At 64.8% G+C, this 19,587-nt stretch carries 19 protein-coding genes and 1 pseudogene; 13 read left to right on the top strand and 7 right to left on the bottom strand.

Annotated elements, in window-relative coordinates; genetic code table 11:
• The first annotated feature begins 3 nt into the window (after positions 1-3).
• From CTR53_RS15870 to CTR53_RS15845, 6 genes are all read left to right on the top strand, one after another.
• Positions 4-2,211, top strand: coding sequence for a circularly permuted type 2 ATP-grasp protein (locus tag CTR53_RS15870; protein ID WP_290815490.1), 2,208 nt, complete (start codon positions 4-6; stop codon positions 2,209-2,211).
• Positions 2,211-3,095, top strand: coding sequence for a transglutaminase family protein (locus CTR53_RS15865; RefSeq protein ID WP_290815486.1), 885 nt, complete (start codon positions 2,211-2,213; stop codon positions 3,093-3,095). The genes CTR53_RS15870 and CTR53_RS15865 overlap by 1 nt, the downstream gene beginning before the upstream one ends.
• A gap of 385 nt (positions 3,096-3,480) precedes the next feature.
• Positions 3,481-4,104, top strand: a complete 624-nt coding sequence (locus CTR53_RS15860) for a glutathione S-transferase family protein (protein WP_290815483.1) — start codon at positions 3,481-3,483, stop codon at positions 4,102-4,104.
• A gap of 4 nt (positions 4,105-4,108) precedes the next feature.
• Positions 4,109-4,672, top strand: coding sequence for a PAS domain-containing protein (locus CTR53_RS15855; protein ID WP_290815481.1), 564 nt, complete (start codon positions 4,109-4,111; stop codon positions 4,670-4,672).
• Between the two features lie 225 nt (positions 4,673-4,897).
• A complete protein-coding gene (locus CTR53_RS15850; protein ID WP_290815478.1) occupies positions 4,898-5,353 on the top strand; it encodes a MerR family transcriptional regulator in 456 nt (151 codons plus the stop codon).
• Complete coding sequence (locus tag CTR53_RS15845) at positions 5,289-5,711, top strand: carboxymuconolactone decarboxylase family protein (protein ID WP_290815475.1); 423 nt, start codon at positions 5,289-5,291, stop codon at positions 5,709-5,711. Before CTR53_RS15850 ends, CTR53_RS15845 begins: the two co-directional genes overlap by 65 nt.
• Before the next feature lie 57 nt (positions 5,712-5,768).
• Here the strand turns inward: CTR53_RS15845 and CTR53_RS15840 are convergent, their stop codons facing one another.
• Positions 5,769-7,841, bottom strand: a complete 2,073-nt coding sequence (locus tag CTR53_RS15840) for an elongation factor G (protein ID WP_290815472.1) — start codon at positions 7,839-7,841, stop codon at positions 5,769-5,771.
• Between the two features lie 321 nt (positions 7,842-8,162).
• On the bottom strand, positions 8,163-8,744 hold the full coding sequence (locus CTR53_RS15835; protein WP_290815469.1) for a hydrolase: 582 nt from the start codon (positions 8,742-8,744) through the stop codon (positions 8,163-8,165).
• An 80-nt stretch (positions 8,745-8,824) separates the two neighbouring features.
• Here CTR53_RS15835 and CTR53_RS15830 point away from each other — a divergent pair, with 80 nt between their 5' ends.
• Entirely contained in the window at positions 8,825-9,466 is a 642-nt protein-coding gene (locus tag CTR53_RS15830) for a TetR/AcrR family transcriptional regulator (protein ID WP_290815466.1), read from the top strand.
• A 115-nt stretch (positions 9,467-9,581) separates the two neighbouring features.
• Positions 9,582-10,871, top strand: a complete 1,290-nt coding sequence (locus CTR53_RS15825; RefSeq protein ID WP_290815464.1) for an NCS2 family permease — start codon at positions 9,582-9,584, stop codon at positions 10,869-10,871.
• 141 nt (positions 10,872-11,012) lie between these two features.
• Here the strand turns inward: CTR53_RS15825 and CTR53_RS15820 are convergent, their stop codons facing one another.
• From CTR53_RS15820 to CTR53_RS15800, 5 genes are all read right to left on the bottom strand, one after another.
• A complete protein-coding gene (locus CTR53_RS15820) occupies positions 11,013-11,300 on the bottom strand; it encodes a GNAT family N-acetyltransferase (protein WP_290815461.1) in 288 nt (95 codons plus the stop codon).
• Positions 11,301-11,339: 39 nt separating this feature from the next.
• Complete coding sequence (locus tag CTR53_RS15815) at positions 11,340-12,251, bottom strand: DMT family transporter (RefSeq protein WP_290815458.1); 912 nt, start codon at positions 12,249-12,251, stop codon at positions 11,340-11,342.
• A 182-nt stretch (positions 12,252-12,433) separates the two neighbouring features.
• A complete protein-coding gene (locus CTR53_RS15810) occupies positions 12,434-12,916 on the bottom strand; it encodes an SRPBCC family protein (RefSeq protein WP_290815455.1) in 483 nt (160 codons plus the stop codon).
• 101 nt (positions 12,917-13,017) lie between these two features.
• On the bottom strand, positions 13,018-14,268 hold the full coding sequence (locus CTR53_RS15805) for an RNA polymerase sigma factor (protein WP_290815452.1): 1,251 nt from the start codon (positions 14,266-14,268) through the stop codon (positions 13,018-13,020).
• Entirely contained in the window at positions 14,265-14,657 is a 393-nt protein-coding gene (locus CTR53_RS15800) for a YciI family protein (protein ID WP_290815449.1), read from the bottom strand. The genes CTR53_RS15805 and CTR53_RS15800 overlap by 4 nt, the downstream gene beginning before the upstream one ends.
• Positions 14,658-15,087: 430 nt before the next feature.
• Between CTR53_RS15800 and cmk the strand changes: the two genes are divergently transcribed.
• The 5 genes and pseudogenes from cmk to CTR53_RS15775 all read left to right on the top strand — a co-directional run.
• Positions 15,088-15,738, top strand: a complete 651-nt coding sequence (cmk, locus tag CTR53_RS15795) for a (d)CMP kinase (protein ID WP_290815446.1) — start codon at positions 15,088-15,090, stop codon at positions 15,736-15,738.
• A 126-nt stretch (positions 15,739-15,864) separates the two neighbouring features.
• A pseudogene (rpsA, locus tag CTR53_RS15790) lies at positions 15,865-17,494 on the top strand (30S ribosomal protein S1).
• A 120-nt stretch (positions 17,495-17,614) separates the two neighbouring features.
• Complete coding sequence (locus tag CTR53_RS15785) at positions 17,615-18,304, top strand: hypothetical protein (RefSeq protein WP_290815443.1); 690 nt, start codon at positions 17,615-17,617, stop codon at positions 18,302-18,304.
• A gap of 59 nt (positions 18,305-18,363) precedes the next feature.
• Entirely contained in the window at positions 18,364-19,044 is a 681-nt protein-coding gene (locus CTR53_RS15780) for a hypothetical protein (RefSeq protein ID WP_290815440.1), read from the top strand.
• A 127-nt stretch (positions 19,045-19,171) separates the two neighbouring features.
• A partial coding sequence (locus CTR53_RS15775) for a CHASE2 domain-containing protein (protein WP_290815437.1) occupies positions 19,172-19,587 on the top strand: 416 nt, incomplete at its 3' end.

Genomic DNA, 19,587 nt, shown 5'->3' with positions numbered 1-19,587 from the left:
GCCGTGCTGCGCGATATCTATGGCCCGATGGACCTGCTGCGCGATCATCGCATCCCGCCGGCGCTGGTCTATGGCCATCGCGATTTCCTGCGCGCCGCCCGCCGCCCCGAAGGTCATCCGCAGGGCGGCCGGATGCTGCAGCATTATGCCGCCGAACTGGTGCGCGGCCCCGACGGCATCTGGCGCGTGATCGCCGACCGTACGCAGGCGCCGGCCGGTGCGGGCTATGCGTTACAGAACCGCCGCGTGATGTCGCGCCTGCTGGGCCAGGCACTGCGGCAATGCCGCGTGCGCGCGCTGAATGCCTATTTCGAATACTGGCAGGCCGACCTCGCCAATCGCGCGCCGAAGCTGGCCAATGGCGCCGCACCCGACAATCCGCGCGTCGTGTTGCTCACCCCGGGCCCGTATAACGAAGCCTATTTCGAGCATATCTATCTGGCACGCGAACTCGGTGCCACGCTGGTGGAGGGTGCCGACCTCACCATGCGCGAGGGCCGCATCTTCCTGAAGACGCTCGCCGGACTCGAACCGGTCGATGTTATCATGCGCCGCCTCGATGGCGAATGGTGCGATCCGCTGGAACTGCGCGCGGACTCTACCTTAGGAGTTGTGGGCCTGATGCAGGCGGCACGCGACAATCAGGTCGCGGTCTGCAATGCCATCGGCAGCGGTCTGGCCGGCGCACCGGCTCTGCAGGCCTTCCTGCCGAACCTGTCGCAGCATCTGCTGGGCGAAGAGCTGGCGATGCCGTCGATTGCCACCTGGTGGTGTGGCCAGTCTTATGCGCTGAACGAGGTCGAGCAGAATTTCGAGAAAATGGTGGTGCGCAGCGCCTATGGCCTGACCGATCGCCCGGTCGCCGTCGCAGCATTGCCCGACGCGGAACGCGCCAGCCTGCTGGCGCAGATCAAGGCGCATCCGGCGGACTATGTGGCGCAGGAATGTATCGTGCCATCCGTTTCGCCGGGCCTCGGTCCGAATGGCCTTGAGCCACAGCCGATCTTGCTGCGCGTGCAGCTGGTTGCCGATGGCGACGGTTATGTGGTGATGCCGGGCGGGCTGGCCCGCGTGCCGGCGCGCAACGATCCTTTCGGCGCGACCCTGCAGCGCGGCGGCATCAACAAGGATGTCTGGGTGGTGGCGAAAGACCAGTCGCCCACCGTGATCCGCGGCAGTTCCACGCGCCAGCGCCTCACCCTGCGCCGGTCGTCCGGTACATTGCAAAGCCGCGTCGCCGACGATCTGTTCTGGCTCGGCCGCAGCGTCGAACGGCTGGACGATGGCGCACGGCTTTTGCGCGCCGTGCTGTCGCGGCTGGTCGGCGAATTCGCCTCGGCACGCGATCTTGTCGAAATGGCAGTGCTGGCCCGGGCGTTGGCGCGCTGCGGCATCCTCGATCAGCGCGCCGCCGGTGCGCCGCCGGACAGCGCGGTCTTTGCCAGTGCGATCACACGCGCCTGCACGTCGGGGCAGCTTCTGGGCCAGACGCTGGACGGTATCGAGCGGCTGGCGGCGGTGTCGCGCCATCGCTTCTCGGCCGATATGTGGCGCATGTTCAACCATCTGCTGGGTGAGTTGCGCCAGAGCCGGCCATCGGCCACCGGCGACGCCGACGCCATGCTGGAATTCTGCGACCAGATGATCCGCGCCACGGCGGCGATTGCCGGCATGCTGGCCGAGCATATGACGCGCGGCTCGGGCTGGCGCTTCATCGATTTCGGCCGCCGGCTCGAACGCGCCGTCTTCATCACCCGCAGCGTCTCGGCGGCGACGACGGTGCTCGGCGCCAACAGCGACAGCGCCTTCCGCATTGCGCTGGAGGTGAGCGATTCCACGCTGACTTACCGCCGCCGCTATCGCGCCTCGCTGCAGGCGGCGGCCGTGTTCGACCTGCTGCTGCTCGATGGCAGCAATCCGCATGCGCTGACCTTCCAGCTCAATGCGATGGCGCAGCATCTCGATGCGCTGCCGAATTCCGAGGCGCCGCCGCGCGGTGCCGACTGCCTCGCGCTGGCGCGGCCGTTTGCCGATCTGGTCGGGCTGCTCGACCGCGAGGAGATCAAGCGCGAGGAGATGATCCAGCTGGCGGCCCGGCTGCGCGGCAGCCTGGATGCAGCCGGCGATGCGCTGATGGATATTTCCGACCAGCTGTCGCGCACCTATTTCAGTCATGTGCAGGTGGCGCGCGCCTTCGGCTTCGGGTCGTAATGAAATACCGCCTGCGCCATACCACCTCCTACAGCTATTCCTGGGCGGTCGATATCTCGCATCACATGCTGCATCTGGCTTTGCCCGACCTGCCGCGGCAGCGCGTGAAAAGCAGCCATGTCAGCACCAGCCCCACGGCCGGCCCCATATCCGAGCAGCGCGATCATTTCGGCAATCGCGTCAGCTGCCTGACCCTGGAGGAATCGCATACGCGTTTCGATGTCGAACTGCGTGCCGAGATCGAGGTCGATGCCTTCACGCCCCCGGAGGCATCAACCACACCTGAATGGGAATCGATCCGCGACGCACTGGCCGGCGATGGTTTCCCGGCGGCCGTCACCGAGAGCGAATTCGTGCACGACTCACCGTTTGCCCAGCCGAGCGATGAGGCGATCCAGTATGCGCTGCAGAGTTTCATCGCCGGCCGTCCGGTGCTGGCGGCGGCGCGCGATCTGACGCAGCGCATCTTCGCCGACTTTCGTTACGATCCGGCAGCCACCGAAATCTTCACCCCGGTTGCCGCCGTGATGCAGAAACGCGCCGGCGTCTGCCAGGATTTCGCGCATCTGCAGATTGCCATGCTGCGCGGCCTGGGCCTCGCTGCACGCTATGTCTCGGGTTATATCCGCACCTTCAGGGCGGGCGACGATCCTGAGAGCGGACTGCGCGGCGCCGATGCCAGCCATGCCTGGCTCAGCGTCTGGTGCGGGCCGGACCATGGCTGGATCGACCTCGATCCCACCAACAACCTGATCTGCTCGGACGAGCATGTGACGGCCGCCATCGGTCGGGATTATGGCGATATCAGCCCGGTGCGTGGCGTGGTGCTGGGCGGCGGCCCGCATCGCATCGGTGTTGCGGTCGAACTGCTGCCCCAGGTCTGATCTTCTGGTCTGATCTGCCTCGCGGCTGGGCAGCCGTCCGGCCTGCCGCCTGCCTCTTGGGCAATCAGCGCTGCAAAACCGCCCAAACCACCCTGAAATCGCTGGCACGAAATCTGCTTCGTACAGGCGGCATCCGATACCGAGGCGTATTGGGCTGCGAGTACCCCGGCTGCTGGGCTCAGGCTCGGTCCCGGGTGGCGAGACGGACACTCTACGCCGGCTGCGGGCTCTCCCGTCAGCCGGCGTTTTTTTGCGACGAAATGGACCCCGGAATGTATCCATGGCCGGGCCGGATTTCGGGGATTGTCCGCATGGCTTTGGCGGCGGACGGGCGCTAGGCTGGCGCGCTGTCAGAACACATATGTCCGTCCAGGGAAGCCATCCAATGAAACTCTATTACTCGCCGACCTCGCCCTATGTCCGCAAGGTCATCGTGCTCGCGATCGAAACCGGCCTCGATGCGAAAATCGAGCGCCTGGTCTCGCCGACCACGCCGATCGACCAGAATCCCGAAGTGGCCAAGGCCAACCCGGTCGCCAAGGTGCCGACGCTCGTCACCGACGACGGCCTGCATCTCTTCGACAGCCGCGTGATCTGCGAATATCTCGACGCGCTGCACGACAAGCCGAAATTCTTCCCGGCATCTGGCGCCGAGCGCTGGGGCGCCTTGCGCCAGCAGGCGCTGGGCGACGGCCTGCTCGATGCGGCACTGCTCGCACGTTACGAAGGTTTCCTGCGCCCGGAAGACAAGCGCTGGTCCAACTGGTCCGACGGCCAGATGAAGAAGGTGCATGGCGCGCTGGCCGAAGTGGATGCCATCGCCAACGGCCAAGGTGACAGCTGGGGCGACCGCGTCGATATCGGCACGGTCACACTGGCCTGCGCACTCGGCTATATGGACTTCCGCTATGCCGGCATCGGCTGGCGCCAGCAATATGCCAAGGCGGCCAGCTTCGCCGACCGCATGTTCGCGCGGCCGTCCTTCAAGGCGACCATTCCGCCCGCCTGACACCATGAACGATGCGGCGACATCACAGCCCTGGCTGCAGGATCGCCGCATCGCGCGTCTGCTGGCGATCTGGCGCGCGGCGCGGCCAAAGTCTGAACAGGGGGCACCGGATCTCCTGCCGTCGCGCGATGCCATCGATCCGGTGCAGCTCGGCCCCGAGATTCTGCCTTACATGGTGCTGGTCGATGTCACCGACGGCGCGACACGCTTCCGTTTTCGCCTGGTTGGCAGCGGGCTGATCGAACATGCCGGCCTCGATCTGACGGGCAGCTATATCGACGACCTCAATCCCAACAAGGAATACGCCGAATACATCAACAGCCTGTACCGCATGGCGCGCGACACCCGCCTGCCGAATTATTCCGAGACGCGGTATCGCGCCGCCAGCGGCCGGGTCGGCCTGACGCGTCGCATCCTTTGCCCGCTCGCCGGCGACGGCTTGACGATCGACAAGTTCGTCGGTCTGCAGGTCTTCGAGACCGACCGCGGCGATGGCGATGCACCGACCTACACTTACGCGGCCAGCTTCCTGCCGGGGATTGCAAAAGCGCTGGCCGACAGCGATTGAGCCGGTTGGAATACGGGTCAACTGGATGGCTGTCGCTGCGCGAACGGAACGTGCATCGAGAAGCCCGCGTCGCAGCAGTGGACGGGCCGTCAGCAGTCATCGTTCGAAACGATCAGAACCTTTCGGTCAGGCCGCGCCGCTGTCGTCGCGAAGCTTGGCAATTCCGCGACCGACAAAGTGACAAACGCCCCTTGACTTAGAGTGCGCTCTAACCCGTAGCTTTTCATGCGTCGTGACGAAAGAAGGGCGTTGATGAAGATTGGCGAACTGGCGAAGCGTTCGGGTTTGTCTGCCCACACGATCCGTTACTATGAGCGGATCGGGCTGCTTCCCCATGCCGACAGGGATCCATCGGGCCGACGTGACTACGATGCATCAATCCTGAACTGGATAGAATTTCTCGATCGTCTCAAAACGACCGGGATGCCTATTCGGGACATGCTGCGTTACGCAGCCTTGCGGGAGCGCGGCGCCGGCACGGAGGCGGAGCGCAACGCGTTGCTCGTACAGCATCGTGATCGTGTCCGTGCGCATGTGGCTAAACTTCAAGCCTGCCTTCTCGTCCTCGACACCAAGATTGCCGGATATGCCGGCAAGGAACAGAGGATGAAGGATTATGACGGATCAATCCCCGAACATCGGCGAAAGCCGGCTCGAACGCGGCAAGCGGGCGCTCGCTGAAATCGACGGCGACGCCGGCCACAATGTCATTGCCGCTCTGGCGGACATTGCCCCCGACTTCGCAAATTACGTATTCGAGTTCTCGTTTGGCGACATATACAGCCGCCCCGGCCTCGATCTGCGCGCCCGTGAGATTGCGACCATCGCGGCGCTGACGGCGATGGGAACCGCGACCCCGCAACTGAAAGTCCATATCGAGGCGGGGCTGAATGTCGGGCTGACCAGGGACGAAATCACCGAAATCATCATGCAGATGGCGGTTTATGCCGGCTTTCCTGCGGCGCTCAACGGGCTGTTCGCGGCCAAGGACGTCTTCGCCACCCGGTTTTCAGTCCAGAAGGAGGGAGCAGCAGAATGAACCTCGCAGCCGCGACACGGCGGCTGCGAGGCTGAAGGCGGATTTTCCCGCCGGCGTTTAAGCTGCTGCCAGCATGCGCCGGCGATCCTCCACCACGCGGTCGGCCAGCTTTCCCGCCAGCTCCTGCAGATGGTTGAATTTCGCGCTGAAGCCGCCGACACCCAGGGTCATCGAGCGCAGTTCGACGGCGAGATCATGCATCTCGGCCTCCGGCAGATAGCAGTCGATCTCGTCCCAGCCCGGCCAGTCGGCGCGCGCGCTGATGCCGAGAATCTGGCCGCGCCGCGACGACACGATGGCATGCACCTTGGCGGTATATTCGGTCGGCACCGTGAAGGTGACGGCCTGGATCGGCTCCAGCAGCACCGGCGCGCATTTCATCAGGCCCTCGGTCATCGCCAGTCCGCCGCAGGTGCGGAAGGCCTGATCCGATGAGTCGACCGAATGAAACTGCCCGTCGGTCAGCGTGACGGCGACATCCACCACCGGGAAGCCGAGCGGCCCGCGCACCAGCGATTCCTGCACGCCTTCATCCACCGCCGGGATGAAATTCTTCGGAATCGCGCCGCCGACCACGCGGTTGACGAAGTGATAGCCGGCGCCGCGCGGCTGCGGTGCGATATCCACCTTGATATCGGCGAACTGGCCATGGCCGCCGGACTGCCGCTTGAAGCGGGCATGCTGGTGCGCGCCATGGCGGATCGTTTCGCGATACTCGGTCTGCGGCGCGCTGCTGCGCACGCCGACATTGAAGCGATGCTGCAGCTTGTCGAGGCTGAGTTTCAGGTGGATTTCGCCCTGGCCCTTCAGCCGCAGCTCGCCGCCACCCTGTTCGATCATCAGGCTGGGATCTTCTTCGCACAGCTTATGCAGAGCGGCAGTCAGCTTGACTTCATCCTTGCGGTCGGTCGGATGCAGCGCGATGGCATGCACCGGCTGGGCCGGGCGCGGCCAGTCGGCAATCGCGCGGCCATGGCCCTCGCCGTTGAGATGCTGGCCGGTGGCGATGTCGTCGAGCCGGCCGAGACCGACGATCTCGCCAGCCTGTGCCTGCGCGGTCTTCTCGCTCTGGCCGCCCATCAGGCGGTACAGACCGCTCAAGCGCCGGCCGCCGAGCTGCGCATTCTCGGCAATCTGTCCGCGCCACAGCCGCGCCAGGCTCAGCTTGCCGGTATGCGACTGGTGCAGGGTCTTGAACACGGTGGCGCTCAGCGCACCGCCCGCTTTCGGATCGTCGGCATCGACATCCAGCCGCGTCATCGTCTCTTCATGATGCGGCGCCTCGTGGCGCAACGCCTTCCACAGCCGCAGCACGCCGTTGCCGTGTTCGGCCGAGCCGAAGAAGACCGGCACGATCAGGTCTTCGGCCAGATCCTTGCGTAAGCGGCTGTAGATATCCTTCGGTGCCGGCACGCGGTCTTCCAGCAGCTGTTCGAGCAGGCTGTCATCGAAATCGGCGATGGTCTCCAGTAACTGTTGCCGCGCCTCGGTTTCGCGCGGCCGTATGCTGTCGGGCATCTCGATCAGGTCGGAGACCTTGTTGTCGCGCCACAGATAGGCGCGTTCGGAAACCAGATCGACATAGCCGGTGATCGCATCGCCCTCGCGGATCGGCACCTCGCGCAGCACCAGCGGCTTGGCGGAGACCTGCTGCAGCGCCGAGAGAAGATCGCGCATGCGGATGCTGGTCTTGTCCAGCTTGTTGACGAACAGCACATGCGGGATGCGGCGCTCGTCGAGGAACCGCAGCAGCGGCGCCAGCGTGACGGCGCGGGCCGGATCTGGTTCGGCGACCACGATGGCGATGTCGGCCACCATCAGCGCGCTCATCGCCTCCTGCGCCAGTTCGACCGATCCGGGGCAGTCGAGGAAAATCCAGGGCTCATCGAGGAAGCGGCAATGCGCGACATTCGGCTCAACCGTCATCTGCCGGCTGCGCGCTTCCGCGCTGGCATCGCCCACCGATGTGCCGGCGGCGACGGAACCTTTGCGCGGGATCGCGCCGGCGACGAAGAGCAGTGCTTCCATCAGGCTGGTCTTGCCGGCCGTGTAGGGGCCGACGATGGCGGCGACGCGAGGACTATGCGTCGGGCTGGTTACACTGGGCGAGGGATTGGATGCGTTGGGCATGATCGGTCTCCTCTGTGCGGCATGGACATGCGGCAGGCCTGGACGGCGATGGGACCGGTTCGAAGCTGCCGGTCTCAGACGGACGGAACAGCGTTTAACCCTGACCGAAGGATTCCACAGAAGCGGGCCGGCGGGTAGCGGATTCGATCCACAGCCGGCCCGCCTTGCGGCGCGGGAGCGCCATGCTCGTCCTGGAGCGGCGGCGTGTTCTGCCGTGCCATGGATTTGTGATGGCAGATCAATTGATTATACCAATTTGCACCGCCGCGCGCCGTCCGCTGCCGCTGTTGCGAGGCCGCAGACAGGGGGCGGCAGCCCAGGCTAGGCCGCCAATGCCGAAAGAATGTCCCGGCTGCGGCGCACGCGGCTGACGCGCGGCATGATCGTCTCGATCGAGAAGCGATGCGCCGCGTCGCCATGCACAGCGCTGCAGGCATCCTCGGCCAGCACGACGTTGTAGCCGTGTTCCCAGCCCGCCCGCGCCGTCGATTCGACGCCGAGATTGGTCGAAATTCCGCCCAGTATCATCGTGACGACGCCGCGCCGGCGGAGCTGCAGGTCCAGCTCCGTGCCGTGGAAAGCGTTCCACTGTCGCTTCAGGATCAGGATGTCGGCGGGCTGTGCATCAAGTTCCGGCGCCAGTTCGAACCACGAATCCGGCAACGCATCCGGCGGCGCCGCAATCGGCAGGTCCACCGGTTGACGCGGCATGTCGCCATAACCGGCCGACCAGCCCACGCGCACCAGCACCACCGGCATGTTCAGGCCGCGGGCGCGCTGTGTCAGGGCGGCGGCATTCTGCAGCACGGTGTCCACCGTATGGGGGCCGCGCGCCAGCGGCATGATGCCTTTCTGCAGGTCGATCAGCACCAGCGCGGTGCTGCGGGGATCGAGTTTGTCCATGAGGGTCTCCGGAGGATCAGGGGGCGAGGCTTTATGCGGCGGCTATATGAGGCTATCCTCATGAAAGGAGATATATGAGGATGTCCTCACAAAAAGCAAGTGCTACCCGCAAACCGCTCGCGGCGGCGCCCGAAGCCAAGGCGCCGTCGCGCCGGCGCGGGCGCGAACGCGTCGCCACGCTCCTGGCCGCCGGCGCGGTGGTGTTTGCCGACAAGGGTTTCGATGCCGCCACCATGACCGAGATCGCCGCACGTGCCGGCGCTTCTATCGGCTCGCTGTATCAGTTCTTCCCGACCAAGGCGGCGCTGGCCGATGCGCTGCTGGAGCAGCATATGAATGTCGTGCATGCGCATCTCGACGCCATCGCGGCGCAGGCGGCGACACAGCCGCTGCCCGAACTGGCGCGCGCCTTGTGCAATGCCCTGGTGGCGACGCGCAGCGCCAATCCCGGTTTCGTCGCCCTGCTCGACAGCGGCAATATCGATCCGGCGGTGATCGCGACGATCCGCAAGGCCATGCGCCAGCAGGTGGCCGCCATCCTGCAGCGCCGCGCACCGCATCTGCCGGCAGCCGAACTGGCCGCTGCGGCTGCTGCGGTTCTGCAGATGATGAAATCTGCCGCCGCCATGCAGGCCGATGTCACCCTGCCGGGTCGCGAGGCGGCATTGGCCGAACTGGCGCAGATGCTGCACGCCTATCTGCAGGTCCGACTCGGTGGCTGAGCTGGACCGCAAACAGGGCGTGTCGGTTTCATCATTTCATACTAAAGTCACAGTCACGATTCGGCGGTGACATCGTACCGGGGGGTACGACCGCCGTGCATTGCGGGGAACCACCATGCTTGAGCAATATTTCAAACTGTCGGAACACGGGACGACGGTGAGGGTCGAGCTGCTCGCCGGTCTCACCACCTTCCTCACCATGGCCTACATCATCTTCGTCAACCCGCTGATCATGTCCGAAGCGGGCGTCGATCGCGGTGCGGCCTTCGTCGCCACCTGTCTCGGCGCGGCCTTTGCCAGCGGGATGATGGGCCTGTGGGCCAAGTATCCCGTCGCACTGGCGCCAGGCATGGGCCTGAATGCCTATTTCTCCTACGGCGTCGTGCTCGGCATGGGCCATACCTGGCAGGTGGCGCTCGGCGCTGTGTTCCTGTCGGGCGTGCTGTTCCTGATCATCTCGATCCTGCCCATTCGCGAAAAGATCGTGAATGCGATTCCGATGTCGCAGAAGATGGCGATCGGCGCGGGCATCGGCCTGTTCCTGGCCATCATCGCGCTGAAAGGCGCCGGCATCGTGGTCGATCATCCGGCCACGCTGGTCGGCCTCGGCAAGATGGGTTCGCCGGGCGTGCTGCTCGCCTGCCTCGGCTTTGTGCTGATCCTGGCGATGGATTACCGGAAGATCCCCGGTGCGATCATGGTTTCGATCCTGGTGATCACCGTGCTTGGCATCGCGCTCGGCCTGTCGAAGTTCAACGGCATCGTCTCGGCGCCGCCGAGCCTGGCACCGACCTTCCTGCAGCTCGACATCATGGGTGCGCTGTCGGTCGGTCTGGTTTCCATTGTCTTCGCCTTCTTCATGGTCGACCTGTTCGACAATACCGGCACGCTGATCTCGATCGCACCGGCGGCGGGCATGATGGACAAGGACGGCAAGCTGAAGCGGATCGGGCCTGCGTTTATCACCGACTCGATCTCCTGCATGGTCGGCGCGGCGCTCGGCACCTCGACGGTGACCAGCTACATCGAGTCGGCGGCCGGCATCCGCGCCGGTGGCCGCACCGGGTTGACTGCGGTGGTCGTCGCCGTGCTGTTCCTGCTGGCGATTTTCTTCGCGCCGCTGGCCACCAGCATTCCGGCCTTTGCCACTGCACCGGCCCTGCTGTTCGTCGCCTGCGTGATGGCCGGCAGCATGACGCGCGTCGACTGGGAGGACGTGACGGAATATGCGCCGGCGGTCGTCACCATGATCGCCATGCCGCTGACCTTCTCGATCGCCACCGGCATTGCACTGGGCTTCATCGCCTATGTGGTCGGCAAGGTTCTCGCCGGCCGCGTCAAGGACGTGCATCCGGTAATGGGCATCCTGGCGATCCTGTTCGTGATCAAGCTGGCGGTGACCTGAGATCGCACGTCGGATCAAACGACAAAGGGCGGCTGAAAGGCCGCCCTTTTTTGTTTTACCTCGTCGTTCCCGCGAAGGCGGGAACCCAGCCCTTCATCGACATACTGGGTCCCCGCTTTCGCGGGGACGACGATTTAATTTCTATGCCAGCAGATCCGCCGTCTCAGGATGCCGCTTCATCCAGGCGGCGGCGTAAGAGCAGAGCGGCACCAGCTTCTCGTTCTTCGCACGTGCAAGTTCGATGATGCCCTGCATCAATCGTCCAGAGGCTCCGGTGCCGCGCAGGGCAACCGGCGCTTCCACATGCAGGATCGCGACGGTATCGCCCCCCTGCGCATTTGGTTGGCGGCGATAGCGCGCGAACACGATTTCGCCTTCGATGGACAGTTCATATTGGTTGTGGGCGGTATTGTCGGTCACATCGCTCATGCCACTAATGTGGTGAGCGTTCCGGTGCATGGCAAGAGGCTATTTGCGGACGGCGAGGCCAAGCAGGATGCCGGCCAGCAGCACCACCACGCCGATGATCTCGGTGCGCGACGGCTTCTCGCGGAACACCAGATACGACATCAGGAAGGTGAAGATCATCTCGCTCATGCCCAGCATGCGCACATAGGCCGCGGTCATCAGCGCCATGGCGGTGAACCAGCCGGCCGACCCGGCCGCCGAAGCGAAGCCGACCACCAGGCCGGGCCGCCAGGCGGCGATCACGCGGCCGATCTCGCCGGGCTCGCGCCACAGCAGGTAGACCAGCATCAGGGTGATCTGAAGAACGATGGCATGTACCAGCGTCGTGGCTGCGGCGAGCGGCAGGAACTCTTCGCCCAGCGACAGCGAGGCGGCGCGGAAACCGATGGCGGAGACCGCGAACAGCGCGCCCGAGCCGATGCCGATCAGTGCGGATTTTTCCATCCAGCCGAACAGGAAGGATTTGAGCGCATTATCGCTGCCCTTCAGCGAGATCAGCAGCACGCCGATGGTGCCGATCACGATGGCAGATACACCGGCCATGCTCACCGGTTCGGCCAGGATCAGCATGCCGAAGGCGGCGGCCTGCAGGGCTTCGGTTTTTGAATAGGCCGTCGCCACCACGAAGTTGCGCATGGAGAGCGCGAGAATGAGGAGATTGGTGGCGAGGATCTGCGCCACGCCGCCCACCGCGGTCCAGAAATAGAATTCGGCATGGCCGGCCGGTATGGACTTGCCGGTGAAATACAGGCAGGCGCCCAGATAGGCCAATGCCAGTGGCAGGCCATAGGCGAAGCGCACGAAGCTGGCGCCATTGGTGCTCAGCCGGCCCTTCAGTTGCTTCTGCAGGCCGGTGCGCAGCGTCTGGCAGGCCGCCGCCCAGATGGTGATCGGTATCCAAGCCCATTCCATGCCGCAGACTTAGCCGGTTGTCCGCGACATGGGCAAATGAGAAACGCGCCCATGGGGCTTGAGGAATATTCCCCGAATGCTGCGGACGGGCTGAAAAGACTGGGCTCCCGCCTTCGCGGGAGCGACGATGCTATATTTCGTCGTTCCCGCGAAGGCGGGAACCCAGCTTTTTATATGAGACGTCAGCCCTGCTTCTTCAGCCGTGCCACCACTTCGATCATCTGGTCGGCGACCTGGCCCCAGCCTTCGTGAAAGCCCATCTGTTCATGCGCCTTGAGGTCTTCATCCGACCAGTGGCGGGCGCGCGCCGTGTAGCGCGTCCTGCCGTTGCCGAGATCCTCAAAGGTGGTGATCGCCACCATGAAGGCCTTCTCGGTCGGCTGCCAGCCGGGTGTAAAGGCGTCGGTAGAGACGATGCGCTGGTTCGGCACCACTTCGAGGAACACGCCGTCGCAGGGATATTCGGCGCTGCTGCTCGGATCCTTCATGGTGAATTTGAAGCGGCCGCCGGCGCGGAAGTCGATCTCGGTGTCGGTAATGCTCAGCGGCTTCGGCGCAAACCATTCCGCCAGATGTTCGGTCCAGGCCCGGAAGACCAGGGCAGGCGGAGCATCGATCTCGCGCGTCAGCGACAGTTCGCGGGTGGCTTTGCTGGTGTTGGTCATGGCGTTCATCGGGTTGGTCCTTTCCGGGGTTGATACCGCAAGGACGGGTTCGGGAAGGGCGATCCGACAGTGGGTCGGAATTTTTTTTCAGGTAGCCGGATTCAGGCTGTTTTCGACAGCTGATCCAGATGCCGGCGGATATGGGCGGCTTCGGCGGGGGTGCGCGCCAGCGCAATCGCGCGGTCGAAGGCCACGCGGGCCTCGTCGTCGCGGCCGATCTGCTGCAGCAGCGCGCCCTTCACGCCGAAGAAATAGAAGTAATTCGCCAGCGCCGGGCCCAGCGGCTCGATCATGTCGAGCGCGGCCTCCGGGCTTTCAGCTTTCGACACGGCCACTGCGCGGTTGAGTGCGATGACGGGCGAGGGCTGCATGCGTTCCAGCGTCGTGTAGAGTTGCACGATCTGCGGCCAGTCGGTGTCTTCCGGCTTTGCCGCGCGTGCATGCAAAGCGGCAATGGCGGCCTGCACCTGCATCGGGCCGGGCTGTTTGTGGCGCAGCGCCTTGTCGAGCAGCGCCAGGCCTTCATGGATCAGCTCGGCATCCCAGCGGCTGCGATCCTGGTCTTCCAGCAGGATGATTTCGCCATGCTCATCCAGCCGCGCGGCGGCACGCGCATGCTGCAGCAGCATCAGCGCGGTGAGCCCCATCACTTCGGCTTCGGACGGGAATAGCCGCAGCAGCAGGCGGGCGAGGCGGATCGCCTCATTGCAGAGCGGCTGGCGGATATGGGCTTCGCCGCCGCTGGCCGAATAGCCTTCGTTGAACAGAAGGTACAGCATCGCCGCCACCACGCCGAGCCGCTCGGTGCGATCGGCCGCCCCCGGCGTGGCAAACTCGGTGCCGGCTTCGCCGATGCGGCGCTTGGCCCGCGTGATGCGCTGCTCCATCGCGCTCTCGCTCACCAGAAACGCGCTGGCGATCTCGGCCACGGTCAGACCCGACACGATACGCAGGGCCAGCGCGATCTGCTGCGTGTTCGGCAGGTCGGGATGGCAGCAGATGAACAAGAGCCGCAGGATATCGTCGCGATACTGCGCGCCATCCAGTCGCTCGGCCATGTCGTCCTGCACATCCTCCCCATCGGTCAGGCTGTCGTCTTCCGGCAGCGCGACATGCTTCTGCTTGCGACGCGCATCGTCGATGCCTGAGTTGCGCCCGACGAAGATCAGCCACGCAGCCGGGTCGCGCGGCGGGCCTTTCTCAGGCCAGTTCTGCAGCGCGCGCAGGCAGGCTTCCTGGAACGCTTCCTCCGCACGATCCAGATCGCCGCGGAAATAGCGCAGCAATGCGGCGACGGCCTGCGGGCGGGCGGATTTCAGAGCAGTGTCGATCCAGGTCAGGTCAGTGGTCACGAAATCATGGTCTCCCGTTTCACCGTGTCGGGGATGAAGGCGCGCAGCGGCCGGATTTCGAAAGCGCCGCTGCCGCCATCGCCGTTCCTGCCGGCCATGCCGCGCGCAACCTCGACGGCCTCTTCCAGCGAGGCGACGTCGATCACATAGAGGCCGAGCAGCTGTTCCTTGGTTTCGGCAAACGGTCCGTCGATCACCACCGGCTCGGCGCCATAGCGCACCGTGGTGGCCGCCGTGGTGTTCATCAGCCGCAGGATCGGGCCGAGTTTGCCCTGTTCGGCCAGTTTGTCGGTCACGATCCGCCGCTTGGCGATCACCGCATCGTCCTTGGCCTTGGGCCAGGCTTCCACGGTGGCTTCGTCGTTGTAGCAAAGGATGGCGTAAAGCATCGGTGCGGCTTCCTGTTCAATGCAAGGACGCTGGAGTATGGCCGATTCCGACATGCCGGCCGACAGGAGCGGGCGCCCAGCTGGAAATTGGCGCTGGAAATTTTGGCCATGTTCGTGTATTGTTCTTAACGGGCTGCCTCCTGTTGAGGGCGCGGTGGCCTGGCTGCTGTTGAACATCGTGAAGCTGAAAACCCGACGCTGCGGGCGTGTAACGCCGCTAAGCCCTTGATATTCTCAGTAACATATTGATTTCGTGTTATTCTCACCTGTCACTAACAGGGCGGAACTGGCTCTAACTGGTCCAAACAGGACAGAACTGGCTCTAACTGGCCCGAAACAGGACGGAACTGGCTCCCCAACAGGACGAAACAGGCCATAACTGGCGGCCCGAAGCTTGCGATGGCCCAGCCGTCTGTCTACCAACACGGCCATGACCGCTTCCGTTGTGATCGCCGTCGATGGCCCCGTGGCGGCCGGCAAGGGCACGCTGGCCCGCCGGCTGGCCGACAAATATGGCTATGCCTATCTCGACACCGGCTCGCTCTATCGGGCGGTAGGGGCCAAGGTCCTGCGCGCCGGCGGCGACCCGGCCGATGCGGATTTTGCCGCCAGGATGGCGGAATCGCTGGCAGATTCCGATCTGGCGGCGCCCGACCTGCGCAGCGAGGCGGTCGGCCTGGCGGCCTCCAAGGTCGCGGTCGTGCCCGGCGTCCGGGCGGCCCTGCTGGACTACCAGCAGCGCTTCGCCCACCGGCCGCCGGGCGGCAAACCGGGCGCCGTGCTGGACGGTCGCGATATCGGCACTGTCGTTTGCCCGGATGCGGCCGTGAAGCTGTTTGTGACGGCCCGGGACGAGGTACGCGCCGGCCGCCGGCATAAGGAGTTGATGGACAAGGGAGAAAGCGTGACCTTCGAGCGCGTGCTGGACGATCTGCGTCGCCGCGACGAACAGGACCGCGCCCGCAGCACCGCGCCGCTCAAACCCGCCGACGATGCGCACTTGCTGGATACCTCGGATTTGGCTATAGAAGCCGCCGTTACTGCGGCGGTGGATATCATCACCGCCACCCTGAAGCCCTGACGCCGGTTTCAGGCCCGTAAACCAACCCTCCGGTCTTTCGCGTCGCGCCGGATGCCTGCATGCCCCTCGGCTGCTCCAGATGAGCGCCGGCAGGCCACCAACCCTCGGGGCTCTCTAGGAGACAATATGGCCAAGCGTCCTGCCGTTAAGGCTGCGGAACAGTATTCCGCGGACAACGAGAATTTTGCCGCCCTGCTCGAAGAGTCGTTCACCTCGTCTTCCGCCATGGAAGGCTCAGTGGTGAAGGGCATCGTGGTGGCGATCGAGAATGATTTCGCGCTCATCGATGTCGGTCTGAAGTGCGAAGGCCGCGTGCCGGTCAAGGAATTTGCCGGTCCGGGCCGTGCCGCCGAGATCAAGGTGGGCGACGTGGTCGAGGTCTTCCTCGACCGGATCGAGAATGCCATGGGCGAAGCGGTGATCAGCCGCGACAAGGCCCGCCGTGAAGAAGCCTGGGAAAAGCTGGAGCAGAGCTTCAACGCCAACCAGCGCGTCGAAGGCGTCATCTTCGGCAAGGTCAAGGGCGGTTTCACCGTCGACCTGTCGGGTGCCGTCGCCTTCCTGCCGGGCAGCCAGGTCGATGTGCGCCCGGTGCGCGACATCGGTCCGCTCATGGGCCAGCCGACCGCCTTCCAGATCCTCAAGATGGATCGTCGCCGCGGCAACATCGTTGTCTCGCGTCGCGCCGTGCTCGAAGAGAGCCGCGCCGAAGCCCGCAGCGAGCTGGTGTCCAACCTCAAGGAAGGCCAGATCCTCGACGGCGTGGTCAAGAACATCACCGATTACGGTGCGTTCGTTGATCTTGGCGGCGTCGACGGCCTGTTGCATGTCACCGACATCGCCTGGCGCCGCGTGAACCATCCCTCCGAGGTTCTCTCGATCGGCCAGACCGTGAAGGTCCAGGTCATCCGCGTGAACCCGGAAACCCAGCGCATCAGCCTCGGCATGAAGCAGCTGGAAGCCGATCCGTGGGAGGGCGTGAAGTCCAAGTATCCGGTCACCGCCCGCTTCATGGGCCGCGTCACCAACATCACCGACTACGGCGCCTTCGTGGAGCTGGAGCCGGGTGTGGAAGGTCTCGTGCACGTGTCCGAGATGAGCTGGACCAAGAAGAACGTCCATCCGGGCAAGATCGTTTCGACCTCGCAGGAAGTCGAAGTGATGGTGCTGGAAGTCGATCCGGCCAAGCGCCGCATCAGCCTCGGCCTGAAGCAGTGCATGTCGAACCCGTGGGATGCCTTCGCCGAGAAGCATCCGGTCGGTTCGAACATCGAAGGCGAGATCAAGAACATCACCGAATTCGGCCTCTTCATCGGTCTCGATGGCGGCGTCGACGGCATGGTCCATCTGTCGGATCTCGACTGGAACAAGCCGGGCGAGCAGGCCATTGCCGAATACCAGAAGGGCCAGGTGGTGCAGGCTCAGGTTCTCGACATCGACGTCGAGAAGGAGCGCATCTCGCTCGGCATCAAGCAGCTGGGCAACGATCCGTTCCAGTCGCTCGGTGACCTGAAGAAGGGCAGCGTCGTCACCTGCACGGTGACCGCNNCGTTTCTCGGTCGGCGACAAGCTGGACGCCAAGATCGTCACCATCGACGGCAAGGCGCGCAAGCTGACCCTGTCGGTCAAGGCGCTGGAAATGGAAGAAGATCGCAAGGCGATGGAACAGTTCGGTTCCACCGACTCAGGCGCGTCGCTCGGCGACATCCTGGGCGCCGCCATGCGCAAGAAGAAGGACGACGAGACCAGCGAATAAGCTGCGCCTCATCGCTTGAAGTCAGAAACCCCGGCGGAGCGATCCGCCGGGGTTTTTCTTTTTGTTGCCTTGGTTCGCGAGCTATGTCGGAATGCAGCCATCAGGTGTGTGGAGCGGGCAGTGCGGTTTTGCCTTTTTACGGTTCTGTTGCTGCTTTCGCTGCCGGCCATCTTTGAGTCAGCATGGGCGGCCGAGCCGCTGCAATGTCCGCAGAAGATCGCCTACATCGACAACGATGCAGCCCTGCGGCGCCAGGCCGACGACCTGAAAGCGCTCTATGCCCGCATCGGCTGTCCGGACGTGGCCTTTGTCGGCCTGCCGGGCCGGCGCGGCGTGGTGGCCTTCAATGCCGGCGAGGTACAGGGCGAGCTGATGCGGCTGCCCGTTGTCGAGGCCGACTACAGCCGGCCGTTCGTAAGGGTGTCGCCGCCGATCGTGAAGATGACCGGCCGGCTCTGGGCGCGCAGCCCGGCGCAGGCCGCCGCGGGTCCGGTCGGCTTCGTGCTCGGCGTGGTCTGGCAGGAGCAGCAGGCCCAGACCAAGGGTGACGGACACGGCTATCCCAGCCAGGCCGAGATGCTGCAGGCTTTCAGCGGCGGCCTGATCGACCGTTTCCTGGCCGAGGATACGGTGGTGGCTGCCGCCGTGCGCGACGGCCGCCTGGCCGCCCGTCCGACCTATTCCGGGCAACCGCTGGTTTCGGCCGGCCTGCATCATTACCTGGGGATCGAATTCGCCGCCGTCGCAGCCGCCGTCACAGCCGAACTGGAACGCCTCGGCCAGGATGGTGGCGACACGACGACGCAATGACGATCCCTGTCATCGCCACTGCGCTGTGCTAGACTGCCATCAAGGCAGCGGGGGTAGGAATGATTCGGATTTTCAAGGCCATGATGCTGGTTGCGGCGCTCGTCTTCGCGGCCGGCCTGTTGTTCGTCACGAGTGGTGCGCAGGCGCAGCAGACTGCCGTCGTCGAGGATCTGTCGGGCACGGTGTCCGGCGTCGAGGTGTTCGACTTCCTCAGTCCGGGCAAGACCGTCACGCTGCCGGCCGGCGCGAAGCTGGTGCTCGGCTATATGAATTCCTGCACGCGCGAGACCATCACCGGAGCCGGTACGGTCACCATCGGCGCGACCGGTTCGAAGGTGACGGGCGCGAAGCTGCAGCATGAACAGCTCAAATGCGCCGCCGCCAACCAGCTGGCGCAGGGCCAGTCCGGCAAGAGCGCGGCCATGGTGTTCCGCGGCCAGCCGGGCAGCGGCCGCAAGCGCGCGGAAATTCCGCAGCCCAGCGCCGTGCTGATGTATACCGCGCCGGTCTTCCAGGTCACCAGGGCGGGCCAGCTCACCATAGAGCGGCTCGATGTGGCCGAGACGGTGCAGATCTTCCAGGTCAGCGGCAAGCTGTTCGATTATGGCAAGACCGGCAAGAAGCTCGATGCTGGCGGCTATTACCGCGCCGAACTGAACGGCAAGTCCGCGATCTTCCATATCTCGCTGGATGCTGGTGAGGGCGGCGGACCGCTGCTGCTGCGTCTGGTGCGCTTCTGAAGTTATGACGCCGTGGGCCTGACTGGGGCGAAACTGCGCGACCTTGCGGTCGTCGGCGCGCTCGCGCTCGCCGCGGCCATCGGCTTCGCGAGCGGCCCGGCTGCTGANNCCGGCCAGCCGCGTCGCCGTGGTGGCGATCGACGAGGAAACCTATCGCCGCCCGCCCTTCAGCGAGATGCCGCAGGCCGGCTGGACGCCGCTGCTCGCGCCGGTGCTGAACGCGGTGGCGGCCGAGGCGGCGGTGATCGGCCTCGACGTCGTCTATTCCACCTCGCTCGATAATCTGCAGCGCGGCTACGAACGCGATTACCTGATTGCGCTACGCAATGCCGCCCGCGCCGGCAAGCTGGTGCTCGGCAAGGTGCAGCATTCGGCGTATCCGATCCTGCCGCATGCCGCGCAGCAGATCGCCGTCGGCGGTGCCGCCCATATCCGGCCGCTGAATGCCTTTGAAGATACCGATGGGGTGATCCGCCGGCTGCCGCTGTTTTTTGCTGCGGCCGACGGCAGGGAAGCCGGCCTCGCCGCTGAACTGGCACTGCG

Origin of the sequence: Ferrovibrio sp., assembly GCF_002796975.1 — a bacterium.
Lineage (GTDB): Bacteria > Pseudomonadota > Alphaproteobacteria > Ferrovibrionales > Ferrovibrionaceae > Ferrovibrio.
Note: the sequence above shows the minus strand (reverse complement) of the source record. Positions and strands in the feature narration are given on the sequence as shown.

What these genes read in the sequence shown, in the direction of transcription:
- CTR53_RS15865 (WP_290815486.1), top strand. Translation starts at nt 2,211, where the DNA reads ATGAAATACCGCCTGCGCCATACCACCTCCTACAGCTATTCCTGGGCG.
- CTR53_RS15860 (WP_290815483.1), top strand. Translation starts at nt 3,481, where the DNA reads ATGAAACTCTATTACTCGCCGACCTCGCCCTATGTCCGCAAGGTCATC.
- CTR53_RS15855 (WP_290815481.1), top strand. Translation starts at nt 4,109, where the DNA reads ATGAACGATGCGGCGACATCACAGCCCTGGCTGCAGGATCGCCGCATC.
- CTR53_RS15850 (WP_290815478.1), top strand. Translation starts at nt 4,898, where the DNA reads ATGCGTCGTGACGAAAGAAGGGCGTTGATGAAGATTGGCGAACTGGCG.
- CTR53_RS15845 (WP_290815475.1), top strand. Translation starts at nt 5,289, where the DNA reads ATGACGGATCAATCCCCGAACATCGGCGAAAGCCGGCTCGAACGCGGC.
- CTR53_RS15840 (WP_290815472.1), bottom strand. Translation starts at nt 7,841, where the DNA reads ATGCCCAACGCATCCAATCCCTCGCCCAGTGTAACCAGCCCGACGCAT.
- CTR53_RS15835 (WP_290815469.1), bottom strand. Translation starts at nt 8,744, where the DNA reads ATGGACAAACTCGATCCCCGCAGCACCGCGCTGGTGCTGATCGACCTG.
- CTR53_RS15830 (WP_290815466.1), top strand. Translation starts at nt 8,825, where the DNA reads ATGTCCTCACAAAAAGCAAGTGCTACCCGCAAACCGCTCGCGGCGGCG.
- CTR53_RS15825 (WP_290815464.1), top strand. Translation starts at nt 9,582, where the DNA reads ATGCTTGAGCAATATTTCAAACTGTCGGAACACGGGACGACGGTGAGG.
- CTR53_RS15820 (WP_290815461.1), bottom strand. Translation starts at nt 11,300, where the DNA reads ATGAGCGATGTGACCGACAATACCGCCCACAACCAATATGAACTGTCC.
- CTR53_RS15815 (WP_290815458.1), bottom strand. Translation starts at nt 12,251, where the DNA reads ATGGAATGGGCTTGGATACCGATCACCATCTGGGCGGCGGCCTGCCAG.
- CTR53_RS15810 (WP_290815455.1), bottom strand. Translation starts at nt 12,916, where the DNA reads ATGACCAACACCAGCAAAGCCACCCGCGAACTGTCGCTGACGCGCGAG.
- CTR53_RS15800 (WP_290815449.1), bottom strand. Translation starts at nt 14,657, where the DNA reads ATGCTTTACGCCATCCTTTGCTACAACGACGAAGCCACCGTGGAAGCC.
- cmk (WP_290815446.1), top strand. Translation starts at nt 15,088, where the DNA reads ATGACCGCTTCCGTTGTGATCGCCGTCGATGGCCCCGTGGCGGCCGGC.
- CTR53_RS15780 (WP_290815440.1), top strand. Translation starts at nt 18,364, where the DNA reads ATGATTCGGATTTTCAAGGCCATGATGCTGGTTGCGGCGCTCGTCTTC.